At 33.0% G+C, this 24,518-nt stretch carries 22 protein-coding genes; 17 read left to right on the top strand and 5 right to left on the bottom strand.

Annotated features, from left to right (window positions below; genetic code table 11):
- Positions 1–17: 17 nt before the first annotated feature.
- The 4 genes from GJV76_RS04445 to secDF all read left to right on the top strand — a co-directional run bounded on the left by GJV76_RS04445 (position 18) and on the right by secDF (position 7,335).
- The gene (locus GJV76_RS04445; RefSeq protein WP_155091437.1) at positions 18–467 is read left to right on the top strand and encodes a hypothetical protein; all 450 of its coding nucleotides are present in this window, start codon (positions 18–20) and stop codon (positions 465–467) included.
- A 787-nt stretch (positions 468–1,254) separates the two neighbouring features.
- Positions 1,255–3,195 (top strand): DNA topoisomerase (ATP-hydrolyzing) subunit B, encoded by a 1,941-nt coding sequence (gene gyrB / locus GJV76_RS04450; RefSeq protein ID WP_155091438.1) that lies wholly within the window; start codon positions 1,255–1,257, stop codon positions 3,193–3,195.
- Positions 3,196–3,268: 73 nt separating this feature from the next.
- Positions 3,269–4,204: a malate dehydrogenase gene (gene mdh, locus GJV76_RS04455; protein WP_155091439.1), complete on the top strand. Its 936-nt coding sequence runs from the start codon at positions 3,269–3,271 to the stop codon at positions 4,202–4,204.
- A 137-nt stretch (positions 4,205–4,341) separates the two neighbouring features.
- A complete protein-coding gene (secDF, locus tag GJV76_RS04460; protein WP_155091440.1) occupies positions 4,342–7,335 on the top strand; it encodes a protein translocase subunit SecDF in 2,994 nt (997 codons plus the stop codon).
- A 623-nt stretch (positions 7,336–7,958) separates the two neighbouring features.
- Here secDF and GJV76_RS04465 read toward each other — a convergent pair.
- Positions 7,959–10,094, bottom strand: coding sequence for a class I SAM-dependent methyltransferase (locus GJV76_RS04465; RefSeq protein ID WP_155091441.1), 2,136 nt, complete (start codon positions 10,092–10,094; stop codon positions 7,959–7,961).
- Between the two features lie 112 nt (positions 10,095–10,206).
- Here GJV76_RS04465 and GJV76_RS04470 point away from each other — a divergent pair, with 112 nt between their 5' ends.
- Positions 10,207–10,671: a hypothetical protein gene (locus GJV76_RS04470; protein WP_155091442.1), complete on the top strand. Its 465-nt coding sequence runs from the start codon at positions 10,207–10,209 to the stop codon at positions 10,669–10,671.
- 153 nt (positions 10,672–10,824) lie between these two features.
- Positions 10,825–11,013 (top strand): DUF4177 domain-containing protein, encoded by a 189-nt coding sequence (locus tag GJV76_RS04475; RefSeq protein ID WP_155091443.1) that lies wholly within the window; start codon positions 10,825–10,827, stop codon positions 11,011–11,013.
- Between the two features lie 41 nt (positions 11,014–11,054).
- Here GJV76_RS04475 and lgt read toward each other — a convergent pair whose 3' ends face one another.
- The 4 genes from lgt to folE all read right to left on the bottom strand — a co-directional run bounded on the left by lgt (position 11,055) and on the right by folE (position 14,556).
- Positions 11,055–11,984, bottom strand: a complete 930-nt coding sequence (gene lgt / locus GJV76_RS04480; protein WP_155091444.1) for a prolipoprotein diacylglyceryl transferase — start codon at positions 11,982–11,984, stop codon at positions 11,055–11,057.
- 115 nt (positions 11,985–12,099) lie between these two features.
- Positions 12,100–12,324 (bottom strand): membrane protein insertion efficiency factor YidD, encoded by a 225-nt coding sequence (gene yidD, locus GJV76_RS04485; RefSeq protein ID WP_155091445.1) that lies wholly within the window; start codon positions 12,322–12,324, stop codon positions 12,100–12,102.
- Between the two features lie 56 nt (positions 12,325–12,380).
- On the bottom strand, positions 12,381–13,859 hold the full coding sequence (gene cysS, locus GJV76_RS04490; protein WP_155091446.1) for a cysteine--tRNA ligase: 1,479 nt from the start codon (positions 13,857–13,859) through the stop codon (positions 12,381–12,383).
- A 25-nt stretch (positions 13,860–13,884) separates the two neighbouring features.
- Positions 13,885–14,556, bottom strand: coding sequence for a GTP cyclohydrolase I FolE (gene folE, locus GJV76_RS04495; protein WP_155091447.1), 672 nt, complete (start codon positions 14,554–14,556; stop codon positions 13,885–13,887).
- A 415-nt stretch (positions 14,557–14,971) separates the two neighbouring features.
- Here folE and GJV76_RS04500 point away from each other — a divergent pair, with 415 nt between their 5' ends.
- The 11 genes from GJV76_RS04500 to GJV76_RS04555 all read left to right on the top strand — a co-directional run bounded on the left by GJV76_RS04500 (position 14,972) and on the right by GJV76_RS04555 (position 24,518).
- Positions 14,972–15,589, top strand: coding sequence for a DUF4240 domain-containing protein (locus GJV76_RS04500; protein ID WP_155091448.1), 618 nt, complete (start codon positions 14,972–14,974; stop codon positions 15,587–15,589).
- Positions 15,590–15,610: 21 nt separating this feature from the next.
- Positions 15,611–16,105, top strand: a complete 495-nt coding sequence (locus GJV76_RS04505; RefSeq protein WP_155091449.1) for a hypothetical protein — start codon at positions 15,611–15,613, stop codon at positions 16,103–16,105.
- A 669-nt stretch (positions 16,106–16,774) separates the two neighbouring features.
- Positions 16,775–17,125: a winged helix-turn-helix transcriptional regulator gene (locus GJV76_RS04510; protein WP_155091450.1), complete on the top strand. Its 351-nt coding sequence runs from the start codon at positions 16,775–16,777 to the stop codon at positions 17,123–17,125.
- A gap of 200 nt (positions 17,126–17,325) precedes the next feature.
- Positions 17,326–17,838: a hypothetical protein gene (locus tag GJV76_RS04515; protein ID WP_155091451.1), complete on the top strand. Its 513-nt coding sequence runs from the start codon at positions 17,326–17,328 to the stop codon at positions 17,836–17,838.
- Between the two features lies 1 nt (position 17,839).
- The gene (locus GJV76_RS04520) at positions 17,840–18,169 is read left to right on the top strand and encodes a hypothetical protein (protein WP_155091452.1); all 330 of its coding nucleotides are present in this window, start codon (positions 17,840–17,842) and stop codon (positions 18,167–18,169) included.
- Positions 18,170–18,173: 4 nt separating this feature from the next.
- Positions 18,174–18,653 carry a hypothetical protein gene (locus tag GJV76_RS04525; RefSeq protein ID WP_155091453.1) on the top strand — a complete coding sequence of 160 codons (480 nt, stop codon included), beginning with the start codon at positions 18,174–18,176 and terminating at the stop codon, positions 18,651–18,653.
- 263 nt (positions 18,654–18,916) lie between these two features.
- Positions 18,917–19,777, top strand: a complete 861-nt coding sequence (locus GJV76_RS04530; protein WP_155091454.1) for an alpha/beta hydrolase — start codon at positions 18,917–18,919, stop codon at positions 19,775–19,777.
- Between the two features lie 1,414 nt (positions 19,778–21,191).
- Complete coding sequence (locus GJV76_RS04535; RefSeq protein WP_155091455.1) at positions 21,192–21,650, top strand: MarR family winged helix-turn-helix transcriptional regulator; 459 nt, start codon at positions 21,192–21,194, stop codon at positions 21,648–21,650.
- Between the two features lie 291 nt (positions 21,651–21,941).
- A complete protein-coding gene (locus GJV76_RS04545) occupies positions 21,942–22,499 on the top strand; it encodes a hypothetical protein (protein WP_155091456.1) in 558 nt (185 codons plus the stop codon).
- Positions 22,500–22,628: 129 nt separating this feature from the next.
- Positions 22,629–23,042, top strand: coding sequence for an HYC_CC_PP family protein (locus tag GJV76_RS04550; RefSeq protein ID WP_155091457.1), 414 nt, complete (start codon positions 22,629–22,631; stop codon positions 23,040–23,042).
- 84 nt (positions 23,043–23,126) lie between these two features.
- On the top strand, positions 23,127–24,518 hold the full coding sequence (locus GJV76_RS04555) for a TolC family protein (RefSeq protein ID WP_155091458.1): 1,392 nt from the start codon (positions 23,127–23,129) through the stop codon (positions 24,516–24,518).

The following is a 24,518-nucleotide window of genomic DNA, read 5'->3' on the forward strand; positions in this document are numbered from 1 at the left end:
ACACTAAAATTTGAATAATGACGCTAAAGAAAAAACTTAAATCAATTTGTATTGAGCGGTTGGAAGATAAGATTAATGCTTTCAAAGGGATTGTGGAAGATATGTCAAATGGCGCTCAGAATGATGCTAAAAGTTCTGCTGGAGATAAACATGAAACAACCTTGGCGATGCTACACATCGAACAAGAAAATATAAGTAAGAAAATACAGGAAAACTTATCAATGTTAGAAGTTATTTCTAAAATAGATGAGAACAAAGTGAGTGAGAAAGTGGAGTTTGGAAGTGTTGTTAAAATTAATTCTGTAACCTTATTTTTTTCAGCAGCTTTGCCAAAGATTCTTATTGACGATCAATCTGTTTTAGCAATTTCTGTTGATGCACCTATTGCTAAAGAACTATTGGGAAGAAAGCTAAATGAGACTTTTATTTTCAACAATTGTGAATTTAAAGTGAATTACTTAGAGTAAGATTACCATAATTATATATTTGATAAGCGCGAGAAGTTTTCTTTTCGCGCTTTCTTTTTTTTCTGTTATAGGAAAAGTTTAAGCAGAAACTTATGAGGTATTAGTCTATATGAGTTCGTTTTCGATGGGTAATAATAAAATAAAAGTATCTGATGTGGGTTTCTGTAGCAATGTGAGAAAGAAAAACGACGACATAAATAGGCTGCAAAATGAATCTCAGTTGCAATATCGTTAGTAACTATTTTATTTTTGTAATTGCCTTATATATGGATCATAAAGGCTATTATTCAAAGTTTACTATAGTGAGTTAACATTAAATCAGTTGTAACGTATAATTCAATTGGGCTCATTGCCAATAAAGCTTCCAAATTCTTCTGAAATAAGCTATCTCAAACTCAAAATAGAGAACTGTTGAATAGTTAATATTTCATGCCATAACTTCCCCTAATTTAAGAACTATTGAATCAATACTATATCATGTGTATTTTTTAATTTTATATCTCAAATAAAAATAGAAAGGAATATGCAGTTCATGTCACAATTCTGCAACACTCTATAAAACCAATATAGAAGCTTTACAAGAGTCGAAGTAGAGAAGTATTTCAATCCAATTTGTAGAAGAAGGTGTGATTTAGAAAAAACTCTTTATCTTCATATTTGTTTTTATATATCAATTGAAAGAAAAACTGTGAAAAGATTGCAATTTGGGATTAATAAGGGTAGGTTAATCTTGATAAAGTCTTTGAATTAGTTTATATTTGTACGTTACTTATTTTAGAAAAAAATTATGAGCCAAGAAACAAATAAGAATAATTATTCAGCAGATAGCATACAAGCTCTTGAGGGAATGGAACACGTAAGGATGCGTCCTTCGATGTATATTGGTGATGTAGGAGTAAGAGGTCTTCATCATTTGGTTTATGAAGTAGTAGATAACTCAATAGATGAGGCTTTAGCAGGGTATTGTGATACTATTAAAGTTACAATTAATGAGGATAACTCTATAACTGTAGAAGACAACGGTCGTGGTATTCCAGTAGATATTCACAAAAAAGAGGGAGTATCTGCACTTGAAGTAGTAATGACTAAGATCGGAGCAGGAGGTAAATTTGATAAAGATTCTTATAAAGTTTCAGGAGGTTTACACGGTGTAGGTGTATCGTGTGTTAACGCATTATCAGATTTATTGCGCGCTACGGTTTACAGAGATGGAAAGATCTATGAACAAGAGTATTCAAAAGGTAAAGCGTTATTCCCTGTAAAAGTAATAGGAGAAACTGACCAAAGAGGGACTAAAGTTACTTTTAAACCTGATACAACTATTTTTACTCAAATTACAGAGTATTCATATGAAACTTTAGCAGGTCGTTTAAGAGAATTAGCATTCTTAAATAAAGGATTGACAATTACCTTGACAGATGCAAGAGAGAAATTAGAAGATGGCAGTGATAAGGGAGAAACTTTCTTCTCTAAAGAAGGTTTAAAAGAGTTTATCAAATTCTTAGATGGGAACCGCGTGCCAATTATTGGAGACGTTATCTCAATGGAACTTGATAAAGGAGATGTTCCTGTTGAAGTTGCCTTGATCTACAACGATACTTATGCGGAAAATATTTATTCATATGTGAATAATATTAATACACATGAGGGAGGTACTCACTTACAAGGTTTCCGTATGGGACTTACTCGTACTTTAAAGAAATATGCTGATGCTTCTGGTATGCTTGAAAAATTAAAGTTCGAGATTACAGGAGATGATTTCCGTGAAGGACTGACAGCTATAATTTCTGTAAAAGTAATGGAGCCTCAATTTGAAGGACAAACTAAAACTAAGTTAGGTAATAGAGAAGTTGTTTCTCCAGTAAGTCAGGCTGTAGCAGAAATGTTAGAGAGTTACTTAGAAGAAAACCCTAATGATGCAAAGATAATTGTTCAAAAAGTAATCCTTGCCGCTCAAGCTCGTCATGCAGCTAAGAAAGCACGTGAGATGGTTCAACGCAAGACTGTGATGACTGGAGGAGGCTTACCTGGTAAACTATCTGATTGTTCTGAACAAGATCCAACTAAATGTGAAGTATTCCTTGTGGAGGGAGACTCTGCGGGGGGAACTGCTAAACAAGGTAGAGATAGAAACTTCCAAGCTATATTGCCATTAAGAGGTAAGATTCTTAATGTTGAGAAAGCAATGGGACATAAGGTTTTTGAGAACGAAGAGATTAAGAATATCTTTACTGCCCTTGGTGTTACAATCGGAACAGAAGAAGATAGTAAGGCATTGAATTTAGAGAAATTGCGTTATCACAAGGTAGTAATCATGTGTGATGCCGATGTGGACGGTAGCCACATCGCAACGCTTATCTTGACTTTCTTCTTTAGATATATGAGAGGTTTAATAGAGAACGGTCACGTTTATATTGCAACTCCTCCGCTGTATATGGTTAAGAAAGGTCAGAAGAAAGATTACGCATGGACAGAAGAAGAACGCCTTAGCTTGATTGAACAAATGGGTAGTGGATCTTCAGTACAACGCTATAAAGGTCTTGGGGAAATGAATGCTGAGCAATTGTGGGAAACTACAATGAACCCAGAACACCGTATTTTAAGAAAAGTTACAATTGATAGTATGCAAGAAGCAGATAGAGTATTCTCGATGCTAATGGGGGATGAAGTTCCGCCTCGTAGAGAGTTTATTGAAAAAAATGCTACTTATGCTAAAATTGATGTTTAACATATAATAAAAAATAAAGGTCATGCATATTTGTAATGACCTTTTTTTAATAACATAAATCAAAGATATAAGTATGAAAGTTTCTATCATTGGCGCAGGAAATGTTGGGGCAACCTGTGCAGAAGTTATTGCAAATAGAGGAATTGCAAGTGAAGTTGTCTTAGTAGATATCGTTGAAGGCTATGCCGAAGGTAAAGCGATGGATATTATGCAATGTGCTGCTACTTCAGGATTTGATACTGTTGTAAGTGGTTCTACAAATGATTATTCAAAAACGGCAAATAGCAACGTTGTTGTTGTAACTTCTGGAATACCACGTAAACCAGGCATGACAAGAGAGGAGTTAATCGGAACAAATGCAGCTATTGTTAAAACAGTTATTGAAAGTGCTTTAAAATTCTCTAAAGATGCCATATTTGTAATTGTAACTAATCCATTAGATACAATGGCTTTAGCAGCTTTAAAAATTACAGGTTTACCTAAAAACAGAATTATTGGAATGGGTGGAGCATTGGATTCTTCTCGTTTTAGATATTTCTTGAGTCAAAAATTCCAAAAACCTATGGCTGATGTTGAAGGTTTAGTTATCGGTGGGCATGGTGATACAACTATGATTCCACTTACGCGATTTGCAACTTATAAAGGAGTTCCTTTTAGTGAATTTGCATCGGAACAGGACTTAGAAGAAGTGGCAAAACAAACTATGGTAGGTGGAGCAACTTTGACTAAACTACTTGGTACTTCAGCATGGTATGCACCAGGAGCATCTGTTTCATATATAGTAGATTGCATTTTAAACGATAGAAAAAAGATGGTTCCATGTTCAGCTTTTCTTCAAGGAGAATATGGAGTAAAAGATTTGTTTATTGGGGTTCCATGTATCCTTGGAAAAAATGGAATTGAAAGCATAGTAGAATTCAATTTGAACGATGCTGAAAAGGCAAAATTCAATGCAAGTGTAGAAGCGATATTAGAAACGAATAAAGGATTAACAAATTTTTTGGGTTAATAAGCTGAAATGTTAAAATAAAGTAATACTTTGCGACTGTTTTTTACTGATATTCTTCAAGGAAATATTGGTTAAGTATTATGCATATTTTATATTTGCTCGTTTTTAAAATAATAAATAATTAATTTTTAATAATAATGCAGAACAAAGGACTCGTTAAATTTTTTGCAATAATATTTGCATTGGTAAGTATTTACCAACTTTCATTCACCTTTGTTACCAACCATTATGAAGATAAGGCTAAGGCTTTTGCTGGAGGAGACTCTAATAAAGAGTTTCAATACTTAGATTCTATTGGTAATCAAACGGTATTTTTAGGACAGACATTTAATGAAGTAAGAGCTAAGCAAATCAATAAAGGTTTGGACTTAGAAGGAGGAATTAGTGTGACTTTACAGATTTCTATTAAAGATATCTTGAAAGGTTTATCTAATAACTCAAAAAATGCTGTTTTTAATAAGGCATTAGCTGATGCTGAGTCTATGAGACAAGGAAACCAAACATATTTAGATGGTTTCTTTCAAGCTTTCGATAAAGCGTCAAATGGAACAGTAAAATTAGCTTCTTCAGACATCTTCGCTAATAGAAATCTTAGCGAAATAACAGTAGATATGTCTGATAGCCAAGTAAAAACAATTTTAGAAAAAAAGGTTGCTGAGTCTGTCGAGAGTGCTTATCGAGTTTTTAGAGAGCGTATTGACAAGTTTGGAGTAAGTCAACCTACTATTCAATTGTTGGGTACTTCTGGGCGTATCTTAGTAGAATTACCAGGAGCTAAGGACATTGATCGTATTAAGAACTTATTGCAAAGTACTGCTCAATTAGAATTTTGGGAAACTTTCAAAAACAAAGAGATTAGAGGATTCCTATATTCTGCTAACGCATATTTAGAGTCAACAGAGAAAAAAGTTGATACTAAAAAACAAGAGGTAGTAGATAATACAACTTCTGAAAAATCTGAATTAGAAGCTATTTTAGGTGCTGCTAACAATGATAGTATTGCAGCTGAACCAGTTTCAAGAGGACCAATCCTTGACTTAATGTTAGGAGAAGGTAATCCAGAGGGGCCAATCTTAGCTTATTTCCAAGCAAGAGATACTGTAAAGGTAAATGCATTGTTAAAGCGTCAAGATGTTCGCAATTTATTGCCAGCAGATCAGAAATACGCTCGTTTTGTGTGGGGTAAACCTGCAAAGAAAAACGAAGGTGTAGTTGAATTGTACGCTTTAAAAACTAATCGCGATGGTATTCCACCATTAAGTGGTAGTGTTGTTACTGGTGCTCAAGATGAATTTGATCAGTTTGGTAAATCAGTTGTAGGAATGCAAATGAGTCCAAAAGGTGCAAAAATCTGGGAAGACTTAACTGGTAAAGCTTATAGAGAGGGATCTCAAATTGCAATTGTATTAGATAACGTTGTGTATTCTGCTCCAGGTGTTACTTCAGGACCTATCTCAGGTGGAAGATCATCTATCTCAGGAGATTTTACAATTGCTGATGCAAAAGATTTAGCTAATATTTTAAGAGCTGGTAAACTACCTGCAGGTGCTGATATAGTTCAGTCAGAAGTTGTAGGACCATCACTTGGACAAGAAGCTATTGATGCTGGTATGTTATCTGCTGTAGCTGGTTTAATTATTGTAGCAGCTTGGATGGCATTCTACTACGGAAGAGCTGGATGGTATGCAAACATTGCTTTATTAGCTAACTTGTTAATCTTATTTGGTGTTTTAGCAAGCTTAGGTGCTGTATTAACTCTACCTGGTATTGCAGGTATTGTATTGACAATGGGTACTGCGGTGGATGCAAACATTATTATCTCTGAACGTGCAAAAGAATGTCTACGCAAGGGAATGAATCTTTCAGAGACAATCAAAGAATCATATAGCTGGCATGGAGCAATGCGTCCTATCGTTGATGCTAACGTTACACATATCTTAACAGGGGTTATTTTATTTGCTTTTGGTGATGGACCTATCAAAGGATTCGCAACTACTTTATTAATCGGTATTGCTACATCTTTGTTCACATCTATTTTTATTGCTCGTATCTTTATGGATAGAGATGTAATAAAAGGAAGAACTTTAGCTTTCTGTACAAGTATAACTAAAAACTGGTTCACTAATTTCCATTTTGATTTCTTGAAATTGAAGAAAGCTACTTATGGACTATCAGCAGTGATTGTAATTGTTTCTTTTGTATCATTCTTTACTAATGGATTTGATGAAGGAACTGACTTTGTAGGAGGTAGAACTTTCCAAGTGCGTTTTGATCAACCTGTTGCAGCTACTGAAGTAGGTGATAAGTTAGGTCAAGTATTTGGTGTGAATGTGGAAGCGAAGGTGTTTGGTAACAAAGAACAACTTAAGATTACTACCAAATATAGAGTAGAAGAAGAAGGTGCTGCAGTTGATAAAGAAGTAAACGAGAAGTTATATGAAGGACTAAAACCTTTCTATAAAGAGGAGTTAACTTATGATCAATTTGTAAACACTGGTGAAGGTAAGAGTTTAGGGGTTATTCAAGCTTCTAAAATCGGACCGAGTATGGCAAAAGACGTAAAACAAAATGCGTACTGGGCTGTTATTGGTTCTATGATTGCAATCTTTATTTACCTTGCTATCTCATTCAAAAAATGGCAATACTCACTTGGAGCAATTATTTCTGTAGCGCACGATGTTATTTTCGTATTGGGTATTTACTCTTTAACTTATAAGATTATGCCTTGGCACATGGAGATTGACCAACACTTTATTGCAGCTATATTAACTGTAATTGGTTACTCAATGAATGATACTGTTATTGTATTTGACCGTGTACGTGAATATATTGCAGGTAAAACGAAAGGAGATTTCAATAAGATTGTTAATGACTCTGTAAATACAACATTATCAAGAACAATCAATACTTCTGTAACATTAATCATGGTATTATTGATTATGTTTATCTTTGGTGGAGATTCAATTAGAGGATTTGTTTTCGCTATGTTGATTGGTATCGTTGTAGGTACTTATTCATCATTATTCTTAGCAACTCCAGTATTAGTTGATACAATGCCTCGTAAGGATAAAGAAGAAATTGAAAAGAGACACAAAGAAGCTCAAGAAGAATTAGCTGCAGAGCAAGCTTAATCTTTTTTGACTTACAATATATAAAAGCCACTCAGTAATGAGTGGCTTTTGTTATTAATTGAATTATCAAGAAACTTTAATATAGAAGTATGATAATCTTCTCTAAAAGTCAAACAGTTTCTATGTGATATAAGACAATAGTATAGCTATGACTTCATTGCTTATTAATAGAAAGGTTTAGATGAGTTTGCGATATGTATTTAGCCATAGATATATTATTTCTGTATTAGATCTAATAGAATCGCTTGTTGATTAGAATAGTTATGCAACTTAGCAGCATTTGTTATGGTAGTATACATTTACTTAAATGAAAGTAAACAGGTTAGTACAGAGATTATTGATTGATTTACTTTAAAAAGTATTGTTGATAGCATATAGATAGTCAAGGAACAAAAGTAGTAATGACTTTATTACACAATGGAGACTTGACAATAAGAGCATTTTATAACAATATAAGGTCAATGATTTATTTGAAGAATTAAATATCAAATGCTATTAAATCAAGCTTTAGTATTATTAATGAAAACAATCGAAAAGGATGTATATTCAATTTTAATCAATATACTTAATATAAAAATTAAGTTTGTTCCCATTGACATAAAGAGTTAATGGGAACTTTTATATTACTGATTTTTGATACAGTGATTTAATCTAAAAATGGCGATAAGCAAATGAGCATCTTGAATCTTTTGAATATTTTTTAGTAGTTCATCTAAATTAACCCAGTATAGCTGTTCACTTGGCTTATCTAAGTGAACGAGATATGGGTATGCCTGCTCAGGTGTGATACCTATACTTGGAAAGTATTTTTCACCAAGCTTTGAGTAATGTGTTACTTGGCAACCTTCGATCTTTAAACTTGAGAGATACTGTTCTAATTGATTAAAATGAGCTATATTCTTGTTTAAGCGAAACGCAGGAACAGTAATTATTGAACTATTGCCAGAAAAGGATTGAGGCACAGGTAAATCCCTTCTTTCTAAACCTATATAAACTTGATCTTCTTTCTTAACTACAGGTATGGTTACCACTGTATTGCAGCTATAAGTTCTCGGATATACATATTCAAGTATTGTATTACTGTGCATTTGTTTTGTTTCGCTAAAATAAGCTCTACTCGAACGCATAAATTCAGCATTTTCTAAACTGTTTTCATATACTTGAGTATTTATACTTAATAAATCATGAATATTAGTAATTTTTAGTTCTGTTGTCGTTGTTATAGTTGGTTTAATACCTAACCACTTAGGTAAAGCCATTTTTAAGTTAAAGAATAAATTGTAAATATTTAACTCTAATCTAGCCTCTACTAAAGCTCCAGTCTGAGCGGTACTTAATAGTTGGGCTGCGTCATATTCGTGTAAGAAACCAGAATCTTTAAATCCTGTGATACTTCCATCTAAAGGTAGGTTCTGTTTTATTGTCTTTTCAAGTGGTAAGAACAAGGCCTTTACTCTTTCATTTATCCCTCCTGGTGAAGTATAATAGGATAGAGAATTAGTGAACATTGTCTCATTAGCTTGTATCTTAAATCTCCTTTGTAATTCGGCACATAAGTCATTACTTTCTCCAAGGGCAATTCCCTCTGTAATATAACCGCTGTAGTGTTTACAATCTATAATGGGCGAGTCTGTGTTTAAATTGGCAAGAGGACGTGGGTATCCATGCTTTGCAATAATCTTTAAACCTTCGTTTGTATTTCGGTATGGAATAATGTCAATTACACTATTGGGACGTTCTACGACATCGTAAATTTGCTTTGTATTCTTATTGATAAAAGACGAATGTTTGAGAAAAGGTACTTGAGCTTTTGGTAGGTGGCGAACGAGTTGAATGTCTTTTCCTTGAACCACTTTTTCACCAGCAATTAGGTAGTTAGTTGGAGGAAAGCCTATATCATTGCCATTTAAGTCATAGATTGTAAATTCTCCTTTATAACGATTGTTAATGATCCACTGATTATAAATTGGAGCAGATACAATAATACGCAAGCCTAATTCTTTAAAGATCGTCTCAAAGTCACTTTGTGTATAATAACCATATTCCTCTTGTAATTCAATATTCCAGTTGGCATAGTAATCTTTTCGGCGGACAAACTCTACTACATCAGTATAATAAGCTTGAAAGCGTTTGGTATTGGTTTTTATAGAAGGTAATTCCGCTATTGGAAACCCTTGTTCAGTCGCTAAAGATCTTGCAGTTTTACTAAATTGAATAAAGAGATCTGCATCGTTTGGTCTATCTTTTTTATCCAGAGTAGAAAACTCTACTACAACCTCTTTTTGTTCTACCTTTACAAAGTCACGGATGACAAGTATACCGTTCTCTTTCAGTAAATCTACTTGCCTTTTAAGGGTGCTCAAAGCTCTATTAGAATCATAATCATTGTAAGAAGTGATGTGATGAATAGCAGAGCAATTAAAAAAGCCACTAATTGTATTTTCTTCAAATGCCAATAGTTTTTCTCCATCATCTTCTTTGAACGTAAGATTGGGCATTGTATATAAATCATTTGCAATTTCGACCATCTTAGGGTTTATATCGACTCCAATAATATGTTGGTTAGGGAATAGTTGAGCAAGGATTGCCGTACTGGTTCCTGAGGCCATTCCAACATCTACTATAGTATTCCCATCCTTAGGTTGAAAGAAAACACTTGCAGACGCAACCTTTTCAATGGAAATAGCATCCATTGCTTGTAAATATTGTTGATAATCTTTTTTATTACCTCTATCCTGAGTAGTATATTTGATATCCATTTTGATGTATATTTTGCCTGATGAAAAGTAGTGATTTTATGCTATAAAAGGCAACGAAAATTTACATTAAATAGGGTGGAGGCGATTTGTCTTAATTATGAAATAAAGTAGAATGAAAAATATAATTAGAATAATTCTTATGTATTTTGTGGGATATGCAATTCTCTTGATGCTGCTTGTGTTTGTCTTGCCAATATCTTCCAAAGTGTTAATTATCGTTTTGTCACTGATAACGTTATTATTAGGCAGTTTGATTACTTATCAATTTTTAAAAGATAAAAAGCAATATAACAATACTCTTTATAGTCATCCATCACATATACCTATGCTTTCGGACTCAGTAAATCTAAGAGGATACAAGAAGATTTCCTCTAAAGCACTTTTGTTTAAAAGCGCAGTAAGCAATATTGAATCGTACTTTAATTCCCAAAATCTATCTCTCGTGTATCCAAACAGCGGTAAAGTAAATTATCCTTTAGATTCAATTGTGGAAGTAAAGCGCACAAGTACTAAGATTGCCAACACATCCGTTTGGAGTATTTCTATAAGTGAGGCAGGGGGGGATAATAACCTATAAGTTTATCCTTAACATTCGCTTGTGGAATAAAGACTTTATAAGCTTTTATAATTTTCTATTACAAGCAAATCCAACGGCAGTGAAATCATAGCGTAAGTGGCTAAGTATATAAAAAAGGATTATCTTAGAACTAATAATTAATAATATTGTCTTATGAAAAGATTTGAATACAAAACAATTGAAATTCTAACCAATGGATTCTTTGCCAAAATGAAAATAGAAGAAGCGGATAGGATATTAAATGATTTAGGAAGTCAAGGTTGGGAACTTGTATCTGCAGCCCCTTGTATTACCGGGAGTACTACACAAAGAATCTATTATACTTTCAAGAGAGAAATATAAATAGAGAGAGCTAATCTTGATTGATTAGCTCTCTTTTTATTTTATGATGTATAAACTCTATTTTTAGCCGTTATCCACAGGTAAATTCCTACAAGGATAAACGGAATACTAAGCCATTGTCCTGTTGATAGCAATCCTAAAGTATCTTCAAAGCCTCCTTGGCTACCTTTGACAAACTCTACTATAAATCTTACTGTCCATAATAGAACTAAAAAGACACCAAATATTAAACCTAAGTTTTTACGAGCATCTGTCTTCCAGTACATATAGTAAATTATGATAAAGACAATCACATATCCAAATGCTTCGTACAATTGAGTAGGATGTTTAGGTACTACTTTGGCTAATACTTCGGCAAAACGAGGATCTGTAGCAGCTGCATGATAAGCTTGGTTGTAATCATTTATCCCAGTGATTTGTCTGATTTCATTTGGTGAAAAGCGATCTCTTAGAAAGCGAATACCCATAGCGCTTGTTGTTTCATGCCCGACAATTTCAGAGTTGAAAAAGTTACCTAAGCGAACAAATACTCCTCCACTGGTAACAGGTATAACGATTCTATCTAATATCCAAAGGATAGGTTTCTTTACAATTTTCTTACTGTAATAATACATAACTAAAATAATAGCTATTGCTGCCCCATGACTGGCAAGTCCACTAAATCCAACGATTTCAAACTTAGGAGAAAAGCGCACAGGGGAGATAATCTCAAAAAGGTGGTCTTTGTAGTAATCCCAATCATAGAAGAATACATGCCCTAATCGAGCTCCAACTAAAGTAGCTAATACTGTGTAAATAAAAAGCTTGTCGAGTTTTTCAACTGATTCTCCTTCGCGATCATAGATCTTTTTCATCAAGAACCAACCTAAACCAAAAGCTACAACAAACATCAAGCTGTAATAGCGCAGTTTAATAAAACCTAAGTCAAATCCTTCTGAAGGATTCCATATCATATTTAGTGAGTGTATCATAAATACAGTGTAGAGTTAAAAGTTAAAAGTATGAATTTATCTTTACTTTTAAAAAAGAGATTGCAGTTTAAGTGCATTCATCATTAAGTTTGTTTAATAAGGCTGAGTAGTCAACTTAAGGGACAGGATCATATCCTTTACCTCCCCAAGGGCCACAACTCAAAATACGCTTAATAGCCAACCATCCTCCTTTAAATAAACCGTGTTTCTTTAAAGCCTCTAAAGTATATTGTGAGCAAGTAGGACTATACCTGCAAGCAGGGGGAAACAGAGGAGATATTGCGACTTGATAAAATCGCACAAGCACAATAAAAGGAAATATCAGAATCTTTTTAAGCATAAGTCTATAAGAATAAAAAGCTATAAGAAGGTTATCTTATAGCTTTTATTATATTATTAAAATGTAAATGTAGTGCCTTCTTTACCATCTTTAAGTTCAATACCCAATTTGGCAAGTTCATCTCTAATGTGATCAGACATTGCAAAATCTTTATTAGCACGAGCTTCGTTTCGCATGCCGATTAACATATTGACTACCCCTTCAAGTTTTCCGTTATCAACAGTAGTTGCTTGACTATCTTCTAAACCTAAGACATCATATACAAAACCATTCAAACTTGTAGTTAGTTCTTGTAAATCAGAAACTGAAATAGTTTCCTTATTGTCTTTGATTAAGTTGATCATCTTAACTGCCTCGAATAAGTTTGCAATTAAAATTGGGCTATTAAAATCATCGTTCATTGCATCATAGCAAGATTGCTTCCACTTGGCAATATCTACAGAAGAATTACTTGAAGTCTTTAAATCTTTTAGCGATTTAATTGCTTCCATTAATCTGAAGTAACCTCTTTCAGAGGCTAAAATAGCATCATCTGAAAAATCTAAAATACTTCTATAATGAGCTTGTAGAATAAAGAATCTTGTCACAGCTGGTGAAAACCCTTTACTTAGGATGCTATTTTCTCCTGAGAACAATTCGTTTGGCAAGATATTATTTCCAGTAGATTTAGCCATTTTCTTACCATTTAGAGTAAGCATATTAGCATGCATCCAATAGTTAACAGGTGAGTTACCTGTAGAGGCTTCATTTTGTGCAATCTCACATTCGTGGTGAGGAAATTTTAAATCCATTCCACCCCCGTGAATGTCAAAGTGCTTACCTAAGTACTTTGTACTCATTGCTGTACATTCAAGGTGCCAACCAGGGAAACCATCTCCCCATGGAGAAGGCCAACGCATAATGTGTTGTGGTTCAGCATTTTTCCATAAGGCAAAGTCCAAAGGATTCTTTTTGTCAGATTGTCCGTCTAATTCTCTTGTATTAGATAACATATCTTCGATCTTACGTCCACTTAAAACACCGTAGTTATAAGAGTTATTATACTTTTCGACATCGAAGTAAACAGAACCATTAACTTCATAAGCAAAACCATTGTTGATGATTTCTTGAATAATGTTTATTTGTTCAATAATGTGTCCTGTAGCTGTAGGCTCAATACTTGGAGGTAAATTGTTAAACTGCTTAAGGATGTTGTGAAAGTTTAAGGTATACTTTTGCACAATTTCCATAGGCTCGATTTGTTCAATACGAGCTCTTTTAGCGATTTTATCTTCTCCTTCGTCTACATCGTCAACCATATGTCCTACATCGGTAATGTTTCTAACGTAGCGTACTTGATATCCCAAGTGCTTTAAATAGCGATACACCAAGTCAAAAGAAATAAAAGTACGACAGTTCCCAAGATGTACATAATTGTAAACAGTAGGTCCACATACATACATACCTACTTTTCCATCATGGATAGGTGTGAAAACTTCTTTTTCTCCAGATAAGGAGTTGTACACTTTTAATTGTTGTTCTTGATATAATGCCATATTTAAAATAATATCTATGTTGTAATTAGAATTTAGTTTCTAATTTGATGTAATCTAAAAATTCCTTGCGTACACTTTCTTCTTGAAAACGTCCACCAAATTCAGCAGTAACTGTACTACTTTCGATATCGCGGATACCACGAGAGTTTACACATAAGTGTTTTGCATCAATCACACATGCAACATCTTCTGTATTAAGAACCTTTTTGAGTTCATTAACGATTTGAATAGTTAAGCGTTCTTGTACTTGTGGTCTTTTAGCAAAGTAATCTACAATTCTGTTCATTTTAGACAAACCAACTACTGTTCCATTAGAGATGTAAGCCACGTGTGCACGTCCTACGATAGGAAGTAAGTGGTGCTCACAAGTAGAATATACAACGATGTTCTTTTCAACTAACATTTCGTTGTATTTATATTTATTGTCAAATGTAGAAGAACTTGGTTTCTTTGCTGGGTTTAACCCTCCAAATATTTCTTTTACAAACATCTTAGCTACACGGTTAGGTGTTCCCTTTAAGCTGTCATCAGTTAAGTCTAAACCTAAAGTGTTTAAAATGTTCTCTACATCTTTTTTTATAATTTCTATTTTTTCGTCATCTGTGCGGTCAAACGCATCACTTCTTAATGGTGTAGCATCACTTGAAGCAATGTGGTTATCTCCCATTTCGTCGTGAAAATTTTCGTCTGTGTTCATTTATGCTTATTTTTAATACATATTGTTTTTAATCGCTACAAATATAAGTAATAAATATAGACCAAGGTAGGGGAGTATTTATAAAATATAAGTGAAAGTACAGTGGTTGTTATTCCTTTGAATTATAGGGCTAAGTTTTTAATTGTTACAGCAGCAGGTTTAAAATGTTATCTATTTGAAAGTAACTGTATTATATCCAAATAAAAATAAGAGTAGATCATCCTGTATTCATTGAATTTCTATAAAAAGATTAATTAATTGTAAATTGGTACTTAGCTTTTCTCTATTAAAATAACAAAAAACTCTTTAACAATCACTATTGTTATACAAAAGTATTAGTTCTAAATTTGTTTAAGGGATAAGCAAATCTTTGAAAAGAATAGCTTATCTACTTACTAAGTGAAAATAACTGTATATGAATATACGTTTAGATGAAGCCTTTTTTTGGGATATTATCAGACAAGGTAATCAAAGTCAAAATGAGGAACCTTTCGATACTGATGAACATATAGATCAAATAGTTACCGTTTTATCTCAATATGAGAAAGACGATTTTATTCTATTTGAAAAAGTATTGAGGGAGAAAATCAATCAGTTAAACAAAGTGGAAATAGCTGATTTTTATATTATTCTGAACAATTTTTTTGAATTTAAAAAAGAGGTTTACGATTTTGAAGGATATATTTCAACAGATGATTTTATCTATTTTCGCTGTTGGCTAATCTTACAGGGAAAGGAATTTTTCTATGATATAGTTCAGAATATAGAATCATTTATCAGTGGTGACTACTCTTGCGATATTGGGGATACAAGTGCAGAAGGACTGTTGTATGTTAGTGAGACAGCCTATGAAGTGAAATATGACAAGGAAGACTCTTTAGTAATTCGAGATGCAACTGATTTACTATATCCTGAAATAGAACATTATGATTTAGCTGAGAGTGACTGGGTTCGTGAGCCTTATTCAGGTAAGGAACTTCAAAAACACTATCCAGAATTAGTTAGAGAAATTGGAGAATTAAGAAGCGAATAAGTAATCCTAATGCCTACGCATATGTTTGGAGAAGAATTGTTTATCGATGCTATAAAGCAAACTTTTGATCAAGAAGATTTAGCTATTATCAAACTAACAGAGTTGAATTATCAATTCATGAAAGAATACCTTTCTTTAGACTTTGCAGAGTTTATGAGAAAGTATTCCTTTAGACAAGAACTTGACTTTAATAGCAATTACTTTCATACTCCTAACAGCTTTCGAACAGAGAATTTAGCAATACACAATCAAGAATTATACAAGAAGGGATATTTCATTATAGGAAGTGGTTTGAACGGAGATCCTATTGTTTTTAACAAACATACTTCTCGTATAGGGTATATCTTTCACGACTTGCTATGGGAATCCAATAGCCTACCTATAAGTGAAGTACACATCGATATGGGCATGGACTTGGGAACATTCTTTTACTTGTCAGCTACTGCTGCTGATTTTTCTATAGATGCCTATACAGCAAAGACATTTAGTCATTATAACGAAGCTACAGATTTTTAACAACACGACTTAAAGATAACTTAGCTTTAATTACCTACAAAAGCGTATTCTGAATTTATTTCAGGTGCGCTTTTTTTTACTCGATATCTCAAGTCAGAGGATATGTAAAAGATTGGTTAAATAGAATAAACAAGATTGCCTTTTGCACGTGTTCTTACTCATTATGCGAAGTAGTTTGATTTTAATATTGAAAGGTTTAACGAGAATATTCTATTCATACAACTACGTATTATTTTGCTTTAGTGTGTTAGGCAAATTCCAAACTTATTAAACAAATGACATAATACTGCTTTCCTTGGTCTTTCTTGGGGGTTTCTTGGGGGGTTCTTGCACTATTCTTGCAGTTTTACTGCCAAAAAGGGGTGTTTTAGCAAGCAAACTGCTACCAACCCCCAAGCAACCCCTAAGGAAGTGCGACCAAAATAGCCTCCTTTTTTGTAAAAAAAGATAATCAGTCAGAATTATATGAGGACAATCACTTGTAAAAATGAATAGTTTAATTCTTAAAGCTTTCCCTTTTACCATTGCTAAAAGTTCATTTAAAATTGAAACCTATTCCAAATTAAATACAATAAGTTACTTTTAGAATAACAAATAGAGTTATTTCGGTAGTATATTATTCACAAAATGAGATAGAATATAGTATCTTTGTATGTTAAAGAAATTGATATGTTTTCAGCAAAATCAAAGCAGATTTATGATGTTTGTGGTGTTCGTTTGCCCTTGGATATTTTAGCCAAAAGTTGGAATGCTGCAATTTTATTAGAACTTGAATTGGTTCCTGCCGGCACATTAGAATTACATAGAAGTATTATTCCTAAAATAAGTAAAAGGATCTTGTCTAATCAATTAAATGAGCTTGAACAATTGGGGGTAATAGGCAGGAAGATCGTTCCTGAGACAAATCTCAAGATAGAGTATGAGTTAACACCACGTGGCGTAGAAATAGTCTATATTTTGAAGCAATTACAACTTTGGAGCGACAAACACAATAAGCACTTACTCAAGAATGCAGAGTAACAAGGTTTTAAATGCTGTTTTAAACTAAATATTAAACAACTAAGTACCGTTCTTAGGGGTATTCTTATTTAAAGATTTAGAAGGTTATTACAAATGGATTTTTTATACCATATTTTAGAGGTCCTTTTGTGAAATATACTTAAAAACAAGGCGAATTACAGTAATTAGGAAAATAGAATGAGAGCAATTAATGAGTTTAAATGGAATTGAGAAAAGAAATATTGCCACAAATGAATATTGCACAAAAGCATTATGCTCAAGTGCTAAAATCTATACGAGACTACTCCCAGTATATTAATGAGTATGATGATAAGCATGGCATTATTTATAGCAAAGTAGAGGAGTACTTATCAGAACTAACCCAAAAAGACCTCTCTCAATACAATTTGAGTGAATGGTGGGAGGAGGAAGAAATGGAGGTTCTTGCTTTCCGTATTGCTTTACCAGATCCACTAATAGTAAAACATGTTAGCCAAGAAGAATTGACGCAAGTAATTACTAAAATAAAGACTTTTGAAGATCAATTAGGACAAGAAGAAGTCTTGACTTTCGAACAAGAATTTGGATTGTATTTAGATGAGTATTACCACAAGTGGTTAAAGCTTAATTTTGAGCGATATGACTACGCTTTATTTCTTCGAAATAGAGATAAGTATGGAAATTACTTTGAGTACAGTATTCAGGAAATTGTACGAAAATTAATAGGCGAGTAGTATGGTGCAAGAGAATAGTTCCGAGCAAATTTCCATTGTCGATGGTCAATACCTCATTCATATTGAGTTTGTTGAAATGAGAATGTCGCTATGGGTAGGGGTATTTTCAATTGAGAATATGCAAACAAAGGAGGTGATCTTAAACTTTAAACGACATAACTTCCACTTTCTTACGGTGAAGGAAATTGAAAATACTGTAGTGATAGTATTTCAAATTTACCCTAATGGACAGAACCAATATGAGATGTCTATCAATTTTGATTTAGAGCAGATTGCATTGTTTGGGAAGATTTATAACTTTATGGAGTATAACAATAGTTTTGTAATTTAGTAGTATGAAAGAAATAAAAAGTATTAATGTTGCGCTATTTGACCAAGCGGTTGAGATTATGAAACAGAAGTTTAATATGGAGAAACGCCCTCTAACAAAAACTGCTGAAGCTAATTTTATTCGAAATTTCGGAGAGGAAATAGGTACGTTCTTTATTAACCACTCTTACGAATCTGGATGGCGTTTTGGCAAGAATTTGTTTAGTCAAGTTGCTTTCTTACATGGTTCTAACTTTAGTAAATACAATAAAGAAATCTATAAAAAAGGATATTATATCATCGGTAGCGGATTACACGATGATTTAATAATTTTAAACCTCAACACGGGAACTATAGGGTATATTGACTCGGATTTGTTTTATCGCAGTGAGAAGGAGTATACGGTTGAAGAACTATTTAAAGATACAGGATTAGATTTAGGCACTTTTTATTATCGTTCTGTCGTAGAAGACGATAATTTTTATGGAAGAGCAAGTGACTTATAATGAAGGTATTAAATAATAAAACAAAGAGGTGTCTAAATTAGATGCCTTTTTTTGTTTGATTTTACGGGTTTCCGTAACAGACCTAATAGGAGAGTTAGTAAATTTAACTGGCTAAGAAAAGACGTTTTGTTGTTGTTGAAAAAGGAGCTATTCTATTGGAGAATAGCTCCTTTTCTATTTTTAGCAAACTTCATTGGAATAATTAAATTAAATAAAACTATTCTTTTTGATACATTTGGAAGTTTCAAACTAATAAAACAAAAATGATGAATATAAAATTAGCCTTATGTGGAGCAGCGTTATTAGCTACAATGACCAGTATTGCTCAGGAAAATATAAAACCATTAGAAATTGGTAAAACTATAGCATTGCACTCAGAAATTCTAAATGAAGAAAGAGTAATCAATGTCCTTTTACCTGCAGAGTATGATCCTTTATCTAAACAAGAATATCCCGTTGTGTACATATTAGACGGTGGAGTAGAAGAAGATTTTATTCACCTGGCAGGATTGGTCAAGTTTAACTCTCAGCCTTGGATAGCGCGTTTTCCTAACTCTATCGTAGTGGGTATAGAAACGATCAATCGTAGAAAGGATATGACTTTTGCAGTAGATAACCTTGATTTCGTTGAGAAAGTGGGGTATAGCAAAGATATGTTTGTTGAATACGGCAGAGCAGAAGCTTATACTGCATTCTTAGAATCTGAAGTAATTCCCTACATAGAAAGAAACTTTCACGCAAGTAATCAACGAACTGTTATCGGAGAATCGTTAGCCGGCTTATATTCAACTTATGTCCTGTTAAAACATCCATACTTATTTGAAAATTATATTATTATAAGTCCAAGTTTATGGTGGGCAGATGGTAAGTTATTAAATAAAGACTCCCTTTGTTTGTTAGATAAAATTAAACAGGATATCAATGTTTATGTAGGCGCTCCAAGCAAAGAAGAAGATGAAATGATGTATCAGTATGCTAAGGATTTATATGACAGCTTACAAGGTAATAAACATATTACTTCACACTTTGACTACCTGCCAGAGGAGTTACATTCAACTGTCATTCATCAAGCTGTTAATAATGCTTTCCGTTTAATCTACAATAAAACTTATTTCTCTAAATAGGAGATTATTCAACTAAAAATAATACACAGGGCTACTCATTCTTTGGGTAGCTAGCCCTTTCTGTTTTTTTGAAGCCTTCAACACATGGTTAGATCAAAGGGAAAAAGCATCGCTTTTTACATAAGAAAGAACAAGTCAAAATGCTCTTTTTTATACTTCATCAAAAAGGCGTAAAGCTGTGTTTTGGGTTTAGCTATCTCAAAGCTTTTCCTTGTTATAATGAGAAATAAAGTTAGATGCAGATAAGTAAAAAAGTCAATTAATATAATCTTCTTTAGACCGTGATGTAAAGTTGATTCTAGGATAGAAATTTGAAATAAAAGATGTTTTTCAGGTAAAATAATTTCTTATAAAAGAGAGTATAAAAAGGGTAGGGTTGCAGATCTTTATCATCATAGTATATCGTTTATTTTCGAAATTGTAAGGTTTGTAATTTGGTAAACTGACAAAATGAATCTCCTGAATCTATATAATATTACAAGATATAAAATAGGAGTTAAGTATCTTTACTTAAACTAATACTTTAAATAAAAAATTAATAGGTTAACTTACTTTGTTAGCCATCTATTTTGAATAGGAGTCCCTCTGTAAAAAGGTCTTTTTGTCAAAATGTCAGTATCCCTAAGAGGTTCATTTAGCAAGGTTTAATTAGGTTTAAAGTTGGTAAAATCATTCCTTAAAAAAACACTAATTTTTAAAATAAGATATAGGTAAGGCCCCTTATAACTAATTAAACCTAACTTAAACTAAGACTTTAAGTATTATTTACAACTATTTGATTTTAAGATATTAATGTAATTAAAATATTTATTGTTAAATATAAAAATTGCATATTGTTGTCAAGGTTATTATATTTGCAACAACAATGTGGCTTATTTCAAACTATAAGAAGTTGTCAAAAGTTATTTTATAGCTAAAACCAGCTCTCAGTCAACAAAGGAAGTTAATTGTGCTTTTTCAAAGTCAAACACCCTAAAGCAACTTAATTTAGCAGTCTTTAAAGTTGTTTTATTTTTGAGCTAACTTATTTTGATCAGATTCGTATTTGAATAGCATTGAGCAGTTAGTTATATAGAGTTGACTTGTTGCTAAATTTATTTTCCTCTGTAATTATGATCTGCTTCCAATGTAGTTAGCAGATTTAATACAAGAACTAAATCTCGACAAGTTTGGTTCGATTTAACTTATAGATACTATAAGAAAAATAGGTTAAGCATTCTGACTTTTACAATTGGAATAGTTTTTAGAAATAGATAAAAAACACCACATTTTTTATTCTAGTTACCGTGAAAAAAATGCAATAAATTTTAGTTTTAGAATTTGAAAAATCGGCTTCCATAAGTTGGAGTATATTTTGAAATTTATTAAGTAAAGACAAGAGATAAATTTAGAATCAAAGACATAAGAAATTACGATGACACAAACAGGAGATTTACAATTCGAATCGACAGAATTAAGTTCTGGTTTTTTACTTTGGCAAGTAACTATGGCTTGGCAGAGAAGTATAAAAAAAGAGTTAGATAAGTTGGACATTACCTATACCCAATTTGTTTTATTAACAACATTGGATTCGCTTTTACTACAAACTAATATCGTATCACAGATTGATATAGCGAACCACAGTTATACAAATCGCATGATGGTATCGAAAGTTTTACGCACTTTAGAAGAAAAGAAGATGATTCAAAGAAAAGATCACCCTACAGACACCAGGGCCAAAATAATCAATTTGAGCCCTTTTGGGAAAGAATCTTTAGAGAAAGCTATCATTGTAGTAAAAGAAGTAGATAATGCCTTTTTTAGTGTCTTAGGGCCTTATAAAGGGGTATTGGACTTGAATATGAAATCTCTTTGGGAGAATACTAAGGAATAGCTAAGCCTTAAACCCAGATTCCGCATTAGCCAAATACTATAAAGCAATTCTACTTCATATCTCTTTCATTAGTTCTAAAACCATACTATCGTATGCTTCACTGACTAATTTAGAACTGTTTTGTATCATTACTTTTCGTTTATATGTCTATAGCGTAATCTGGGTTAAAGAGAATTATTTTCTTTTTTTAAAGACTCATTGAATTTATGTGTTATAGTTTTTAGACTTTATTTAGTCATAGACAACTAAGCTATTGAAGGAATGATTATGTTTGATACAAAATGTTTTATAATGAAAAATACGTTTATATTACTCAGTTTGGCATTTGCCGTGAACTCTTTTGCACAATCTTCAAAGGAGTTAGCTCCAAAAAAATTTCTAAACAGTTTATCACAATTATGTGGTACAGCTTATAAAGGCAAGATTGTATCGACTTCTGTTCCTGAAGATTTTAAAGATAAAGAATTGCTTATGTATGTTATGCAATGCAATAGCGATCAAGTTAAGATTCCCTTTTTTGTAGGTGATGACTTATCGAGAACATGGATATTTACTCTAAAGGGAGAAAGGTTGGAGCTAAAACACGATCACCGCAAGGAGGATGGAGTAGCAGATGAAGTAACAATGTATGGTGGAACAACAACAAATACAGGAACTAATAATATCCAATTCTTTCCAGCTGATCAACAGACAGTTGATTTATTAGCGCCTACTGCTGGCAATGTTTGGTATGTTACAGTCGATGAGTTTAAGTTTACCTATAATTTAAAACGCGTTGATAAAGAGAGTGCTTTCTCAGTAGAATTTGATTTAACGGCGCCTGTACAAACAGACAAAAGACCTTGGTAAGATTTGCATAAAAAGCTCTATTTAATTTTTAGAGCTTTTTTTCTGCTTGTTCTCAAGCATAATTATACAACTCCCTATCAAAATTGTATAACAATCTATTTAGAGAAGTAGTATAATTTAGCAACCACAATGAAGAAGGTATTTTCCATATTATTTAGTCTATTATTTGTTGTTATTTCGTCTGGATTTACAACATATCAGCACATCTGTCAAGGAATCGTGCAACAGACTTCTATGTCTTCAACTTACGAATCAAAAAGTGAATGCGGATTCTGTAAGGTGAATGGAAAACAAGTGGAGAACCCACAAAAGGAATGTTGTAAGCAAACTGTTGAGATAGTAAAAGTAAAAGCTGATTTTCAGAAAACATCTGCTCAAATTGTCAAGGCATCATTCTTTATAGATGCCATTTTACATCCTTATTTTGGTTACGTATTCCAAGGTGTTGTTTCAACAGTTTCTCAGACTGCTTCCTTTCTTCCTTATGTTTACTTCGTAAGAGAAATTCCTATCTACATCAAGAATTGCGTATATAGAATTTGATTAAGAAATCATATTGATAAATATACCTTATTCAATTTTAAGGTATAGAGTTCTTTATTTTTTAATTAAACGCAATGAATATTTATGAAAATGAATAAATTAGCTTTGTTCATTTTATTTGGTATTGCCTCAAGTGCTTATGCTCAAAAGCTGACACTTCAACAAGCAATCGAACAAACTACACAAGAGTATGACTTATTAAAAGTCAAAGAAGCTAAACTAAAAGCGCTACAGCAGAATACTACTTATACGCAAGGAAACTACTTCCCTGATTTGACCTTTGGTGCTCAACAAAGTTACGGTACTATTAATGCTCAGAATGGTCCTCTTTATGCTTATGGAGGATTGGGATCTGCTTCAACTTCAATGCCTTTAGCAGAACAGAATTGGAATGCTGCATTCGGATCATTATACTTTGCCAACATTAATTGGAATGTTTTCTCATTTGGAAAAACAAGACAACAAGTAAAGATGGCTAAAGCTCAAGAACGAGTAAGCCTTGAAGATCTCAATCAAGAAGTATTTAAGCAGCAAATCAAAGTAGGAGCTACTTATTTGAACCTTTTAGCAGCTCAGCGCATTAAATTTGTACAAGAACAAAATCTTCAGAGGGCTAAGGTATTCTACGAGGTAACAAAAGCCAATGCTGATAGCGGTTTAATTGCTCAGGTGGACGAACAGTTAGCTCAAGCAGAATTAGCCAATGCTCAAGCACTTTATCTAAAAGCTTACGACAAGGAGATTGAATATCAAGAAGCTTTGGCTGCTTTGCTAAATCAAACAACAATGCCATATCAGTTGGATGAAGTCTTTACGATTTCTCAGCCCAATATAGCTGAAGGTTTATCCAATGAGGTAGTAGAACACCCTATTTTGCAATTGCATCAAAGTCAAATAGATCAAAGCAAAGTTATGGAGAAACTCATTGTTAAAGGGAGTCTACCTACTTTAAATGCCTTTGGTATTATTCAGGGTAGAGGATCAGGTTTTGAGTGGAACTATGTACAAGATAATACTGCATTTACTCGAAATTACAGCAATGGCGTTGGTATTGATCGTTCAAATTATTTAGTAGGTCTTACTTTGACTTGGAATATTACAAACTTTTTCAAGACTACTTCCAAACGCAAAGAACAAGAGCAGTTCACAAATAGCCTTTCTTATCAATACAGTAGGATGAGCAAAGAACTGGAAAATCAACAAAAGTTGGCAGCAGAAAAATTTGTCAATGCCCAGGATATTTTAGGACAAACAAAAATACAGGTTAGTGCTGCAAGCACTGCTTTTGCACAGCAAAAAGCATTGTATGAGAATGGATTGAGCAACTTAGTAGATTTTACACAAGCTTTGTATACCCTACAAAGAGCCGAGATTGATTTTGAGATAGCACAGAACAATGTCTGGCAAGCTTTGTTATTGGAATCTTCTGCTAAGGGAGATATAAATTACTTGTTAAACGCTATACCCCAAAAATAA

Origin of the sequence: Myroides albus (assembly GCF_009711045.1) — a bacterium.
GTDB classification, from domain to species: Bacteria; Bacteroidota; Bacteroidia; order Flavobacteriales; family Flavobacteriaceae; genus Flavobacterium; species Flavobacterium album_A.

Bases quoted from the DNA above. Each gene is read 5' to 3' on its own strand.
- lgt (WP_155091444.1), bottom strand. From the start codon at position 11,984: ATGATACACTCACTAAATATGATATGGAATCCTTCAGAAGGATTTGAC.
- GJV76_RS04535 (WP_155091455.1), top strand. From the start codon at position 21,192: ATGACACAAACAGGAGATTTACAATTCGAATCGACAGAATTAAGTTCT.
- GJV76_RS04525 (WP_155091453.1), top strand. From the start codon at position 18,174: ATGAAAGAAATAAAAAGTATTAATGTTGCGCTATTTGACCAAGCGGTT.
- yidD (WP_155091445.1), bottom strand. From the start codon at position 12,324: ATGCTTAAAAAGATTCTGATATTTCCTTTTATTGTGCTTGTGCGATTT.
- gyrB (WP_155091438.1), top strand. From the start codon at position 1,255: ATGAGCCAAGAAACAAATAAGAATAATTATTCAGCAGATAGCATACAA.
- GJV76_RS04510 (WP_155091450.1), top strand. From the start codon at position 16,775: ATGTTTTCAGCAAAATCAAAGCAGATTTATGATGTTTGTGGTGTTCGT.
- cysS (WP_155091446.1), bottom strand. From the start codon at position 13,859: ATGGCATTATATCAAGAACAACAATTAAAAGTGTACAACTCCTTATCT.
- GJV76_RS04530 (WP_155091454.1), top strand. From the start codon at position 18,917: ATGATGAATATAAAATTAGCCTTATGTGGAGCAGCGTTATTAGCTACA.
- secDF (WP_155091440.1), top strand. From the start codon at position 4,342: ATGCAGAACAAAGGACTCGTTAAATTTTTTGCAATAATATTTGCATTG.
- GJV76_RS04465 (WP_155091441.1), bottom strand. From the start codon at position 10,094: ATGGATATCAAATATACTACTCAGGATAGAGGTAATAAAAAAGATTAT.
- GJV76_RS04550 (WP_155091457.1), top strand. From the start codon at position 22,629: ATGAAGAAGGTATTTTCCATATTATTTAGTCTATTATTTGTTGTTATT.
- GJV76_RS04520 (WP_155091452.1), top strand. From the start codon at position 17,840: ATGGTGCAAGAGAATAGTTCCGAGCAAATTTCCATTGTCGATGGTCAA.
- GJV76_RS04515 (WP_155091451.1), top strand. From the start codon at position 17,326: ATGGAATTGAGAAAAGAAATATTGCCACAAATGAATATTGCACAAAAG.
- GJV76_RS04505 (WP_155091449.1), top strand. From the start codon at position 15,611: ATGTTTGGAGAAGAATTGTTTATCGATGCTATAAAGCAAACTTTTGAT.
- GJV76_RS04475 (WP_155091443.1), top strand. From the start codon at position 10,825: ATGAAAAGATTTGAATACAAAACAATTGAAATTCTAACCAATGGATTC.
- folE (WP_155091447.1), bottom strand. From the start codon at position 14,556: ATGAACACAGACGAAAATTTTCACGACGAAATGGGAGATAACCACATT.
- mdh (WP_155091439.1), top strand. From the start codon at position 3,269: ATGAAAGTTTCTATCATTGGCGCAGGAAATGTTGGGGCAACCTGTGCA.
- GJV76_RS04445 (WP_155091437.1), top strand. From the start codon at position 18: ATGACGCTAAAGAAAAAACTTAAATCAATTTGTATTGAGCGGTTGGAA.
- GJV76_RS04555 (WP_155091458.1), top strand. From the start codon at position 23,127: ATGAAAATGAATAAATTAGCTTTGTTCATTTTATTTGGTATTGCCTCA.
- GJV76_RS04545 (WP_155091456.1), top strand. From the start codon at position 21,942: ATGAAAAATACGTTTATATTACTCAGTTTGGCATTTGCCGTGAACTCT.
- GJV76_RS04500 (WP_155091448.1), top strand. From the start codon at position 14,972: ATGAATATACGTTTAGATGAAGCCTTTTTTTGGGATATTATCAGACAA.
- GJV76_RS04470 (WP_155091442.1), top strand. From the start codon at position 10,207: ATGAAAAATATAATTAGAATAATTCTTATGTATTTTGTGGGATATGCA.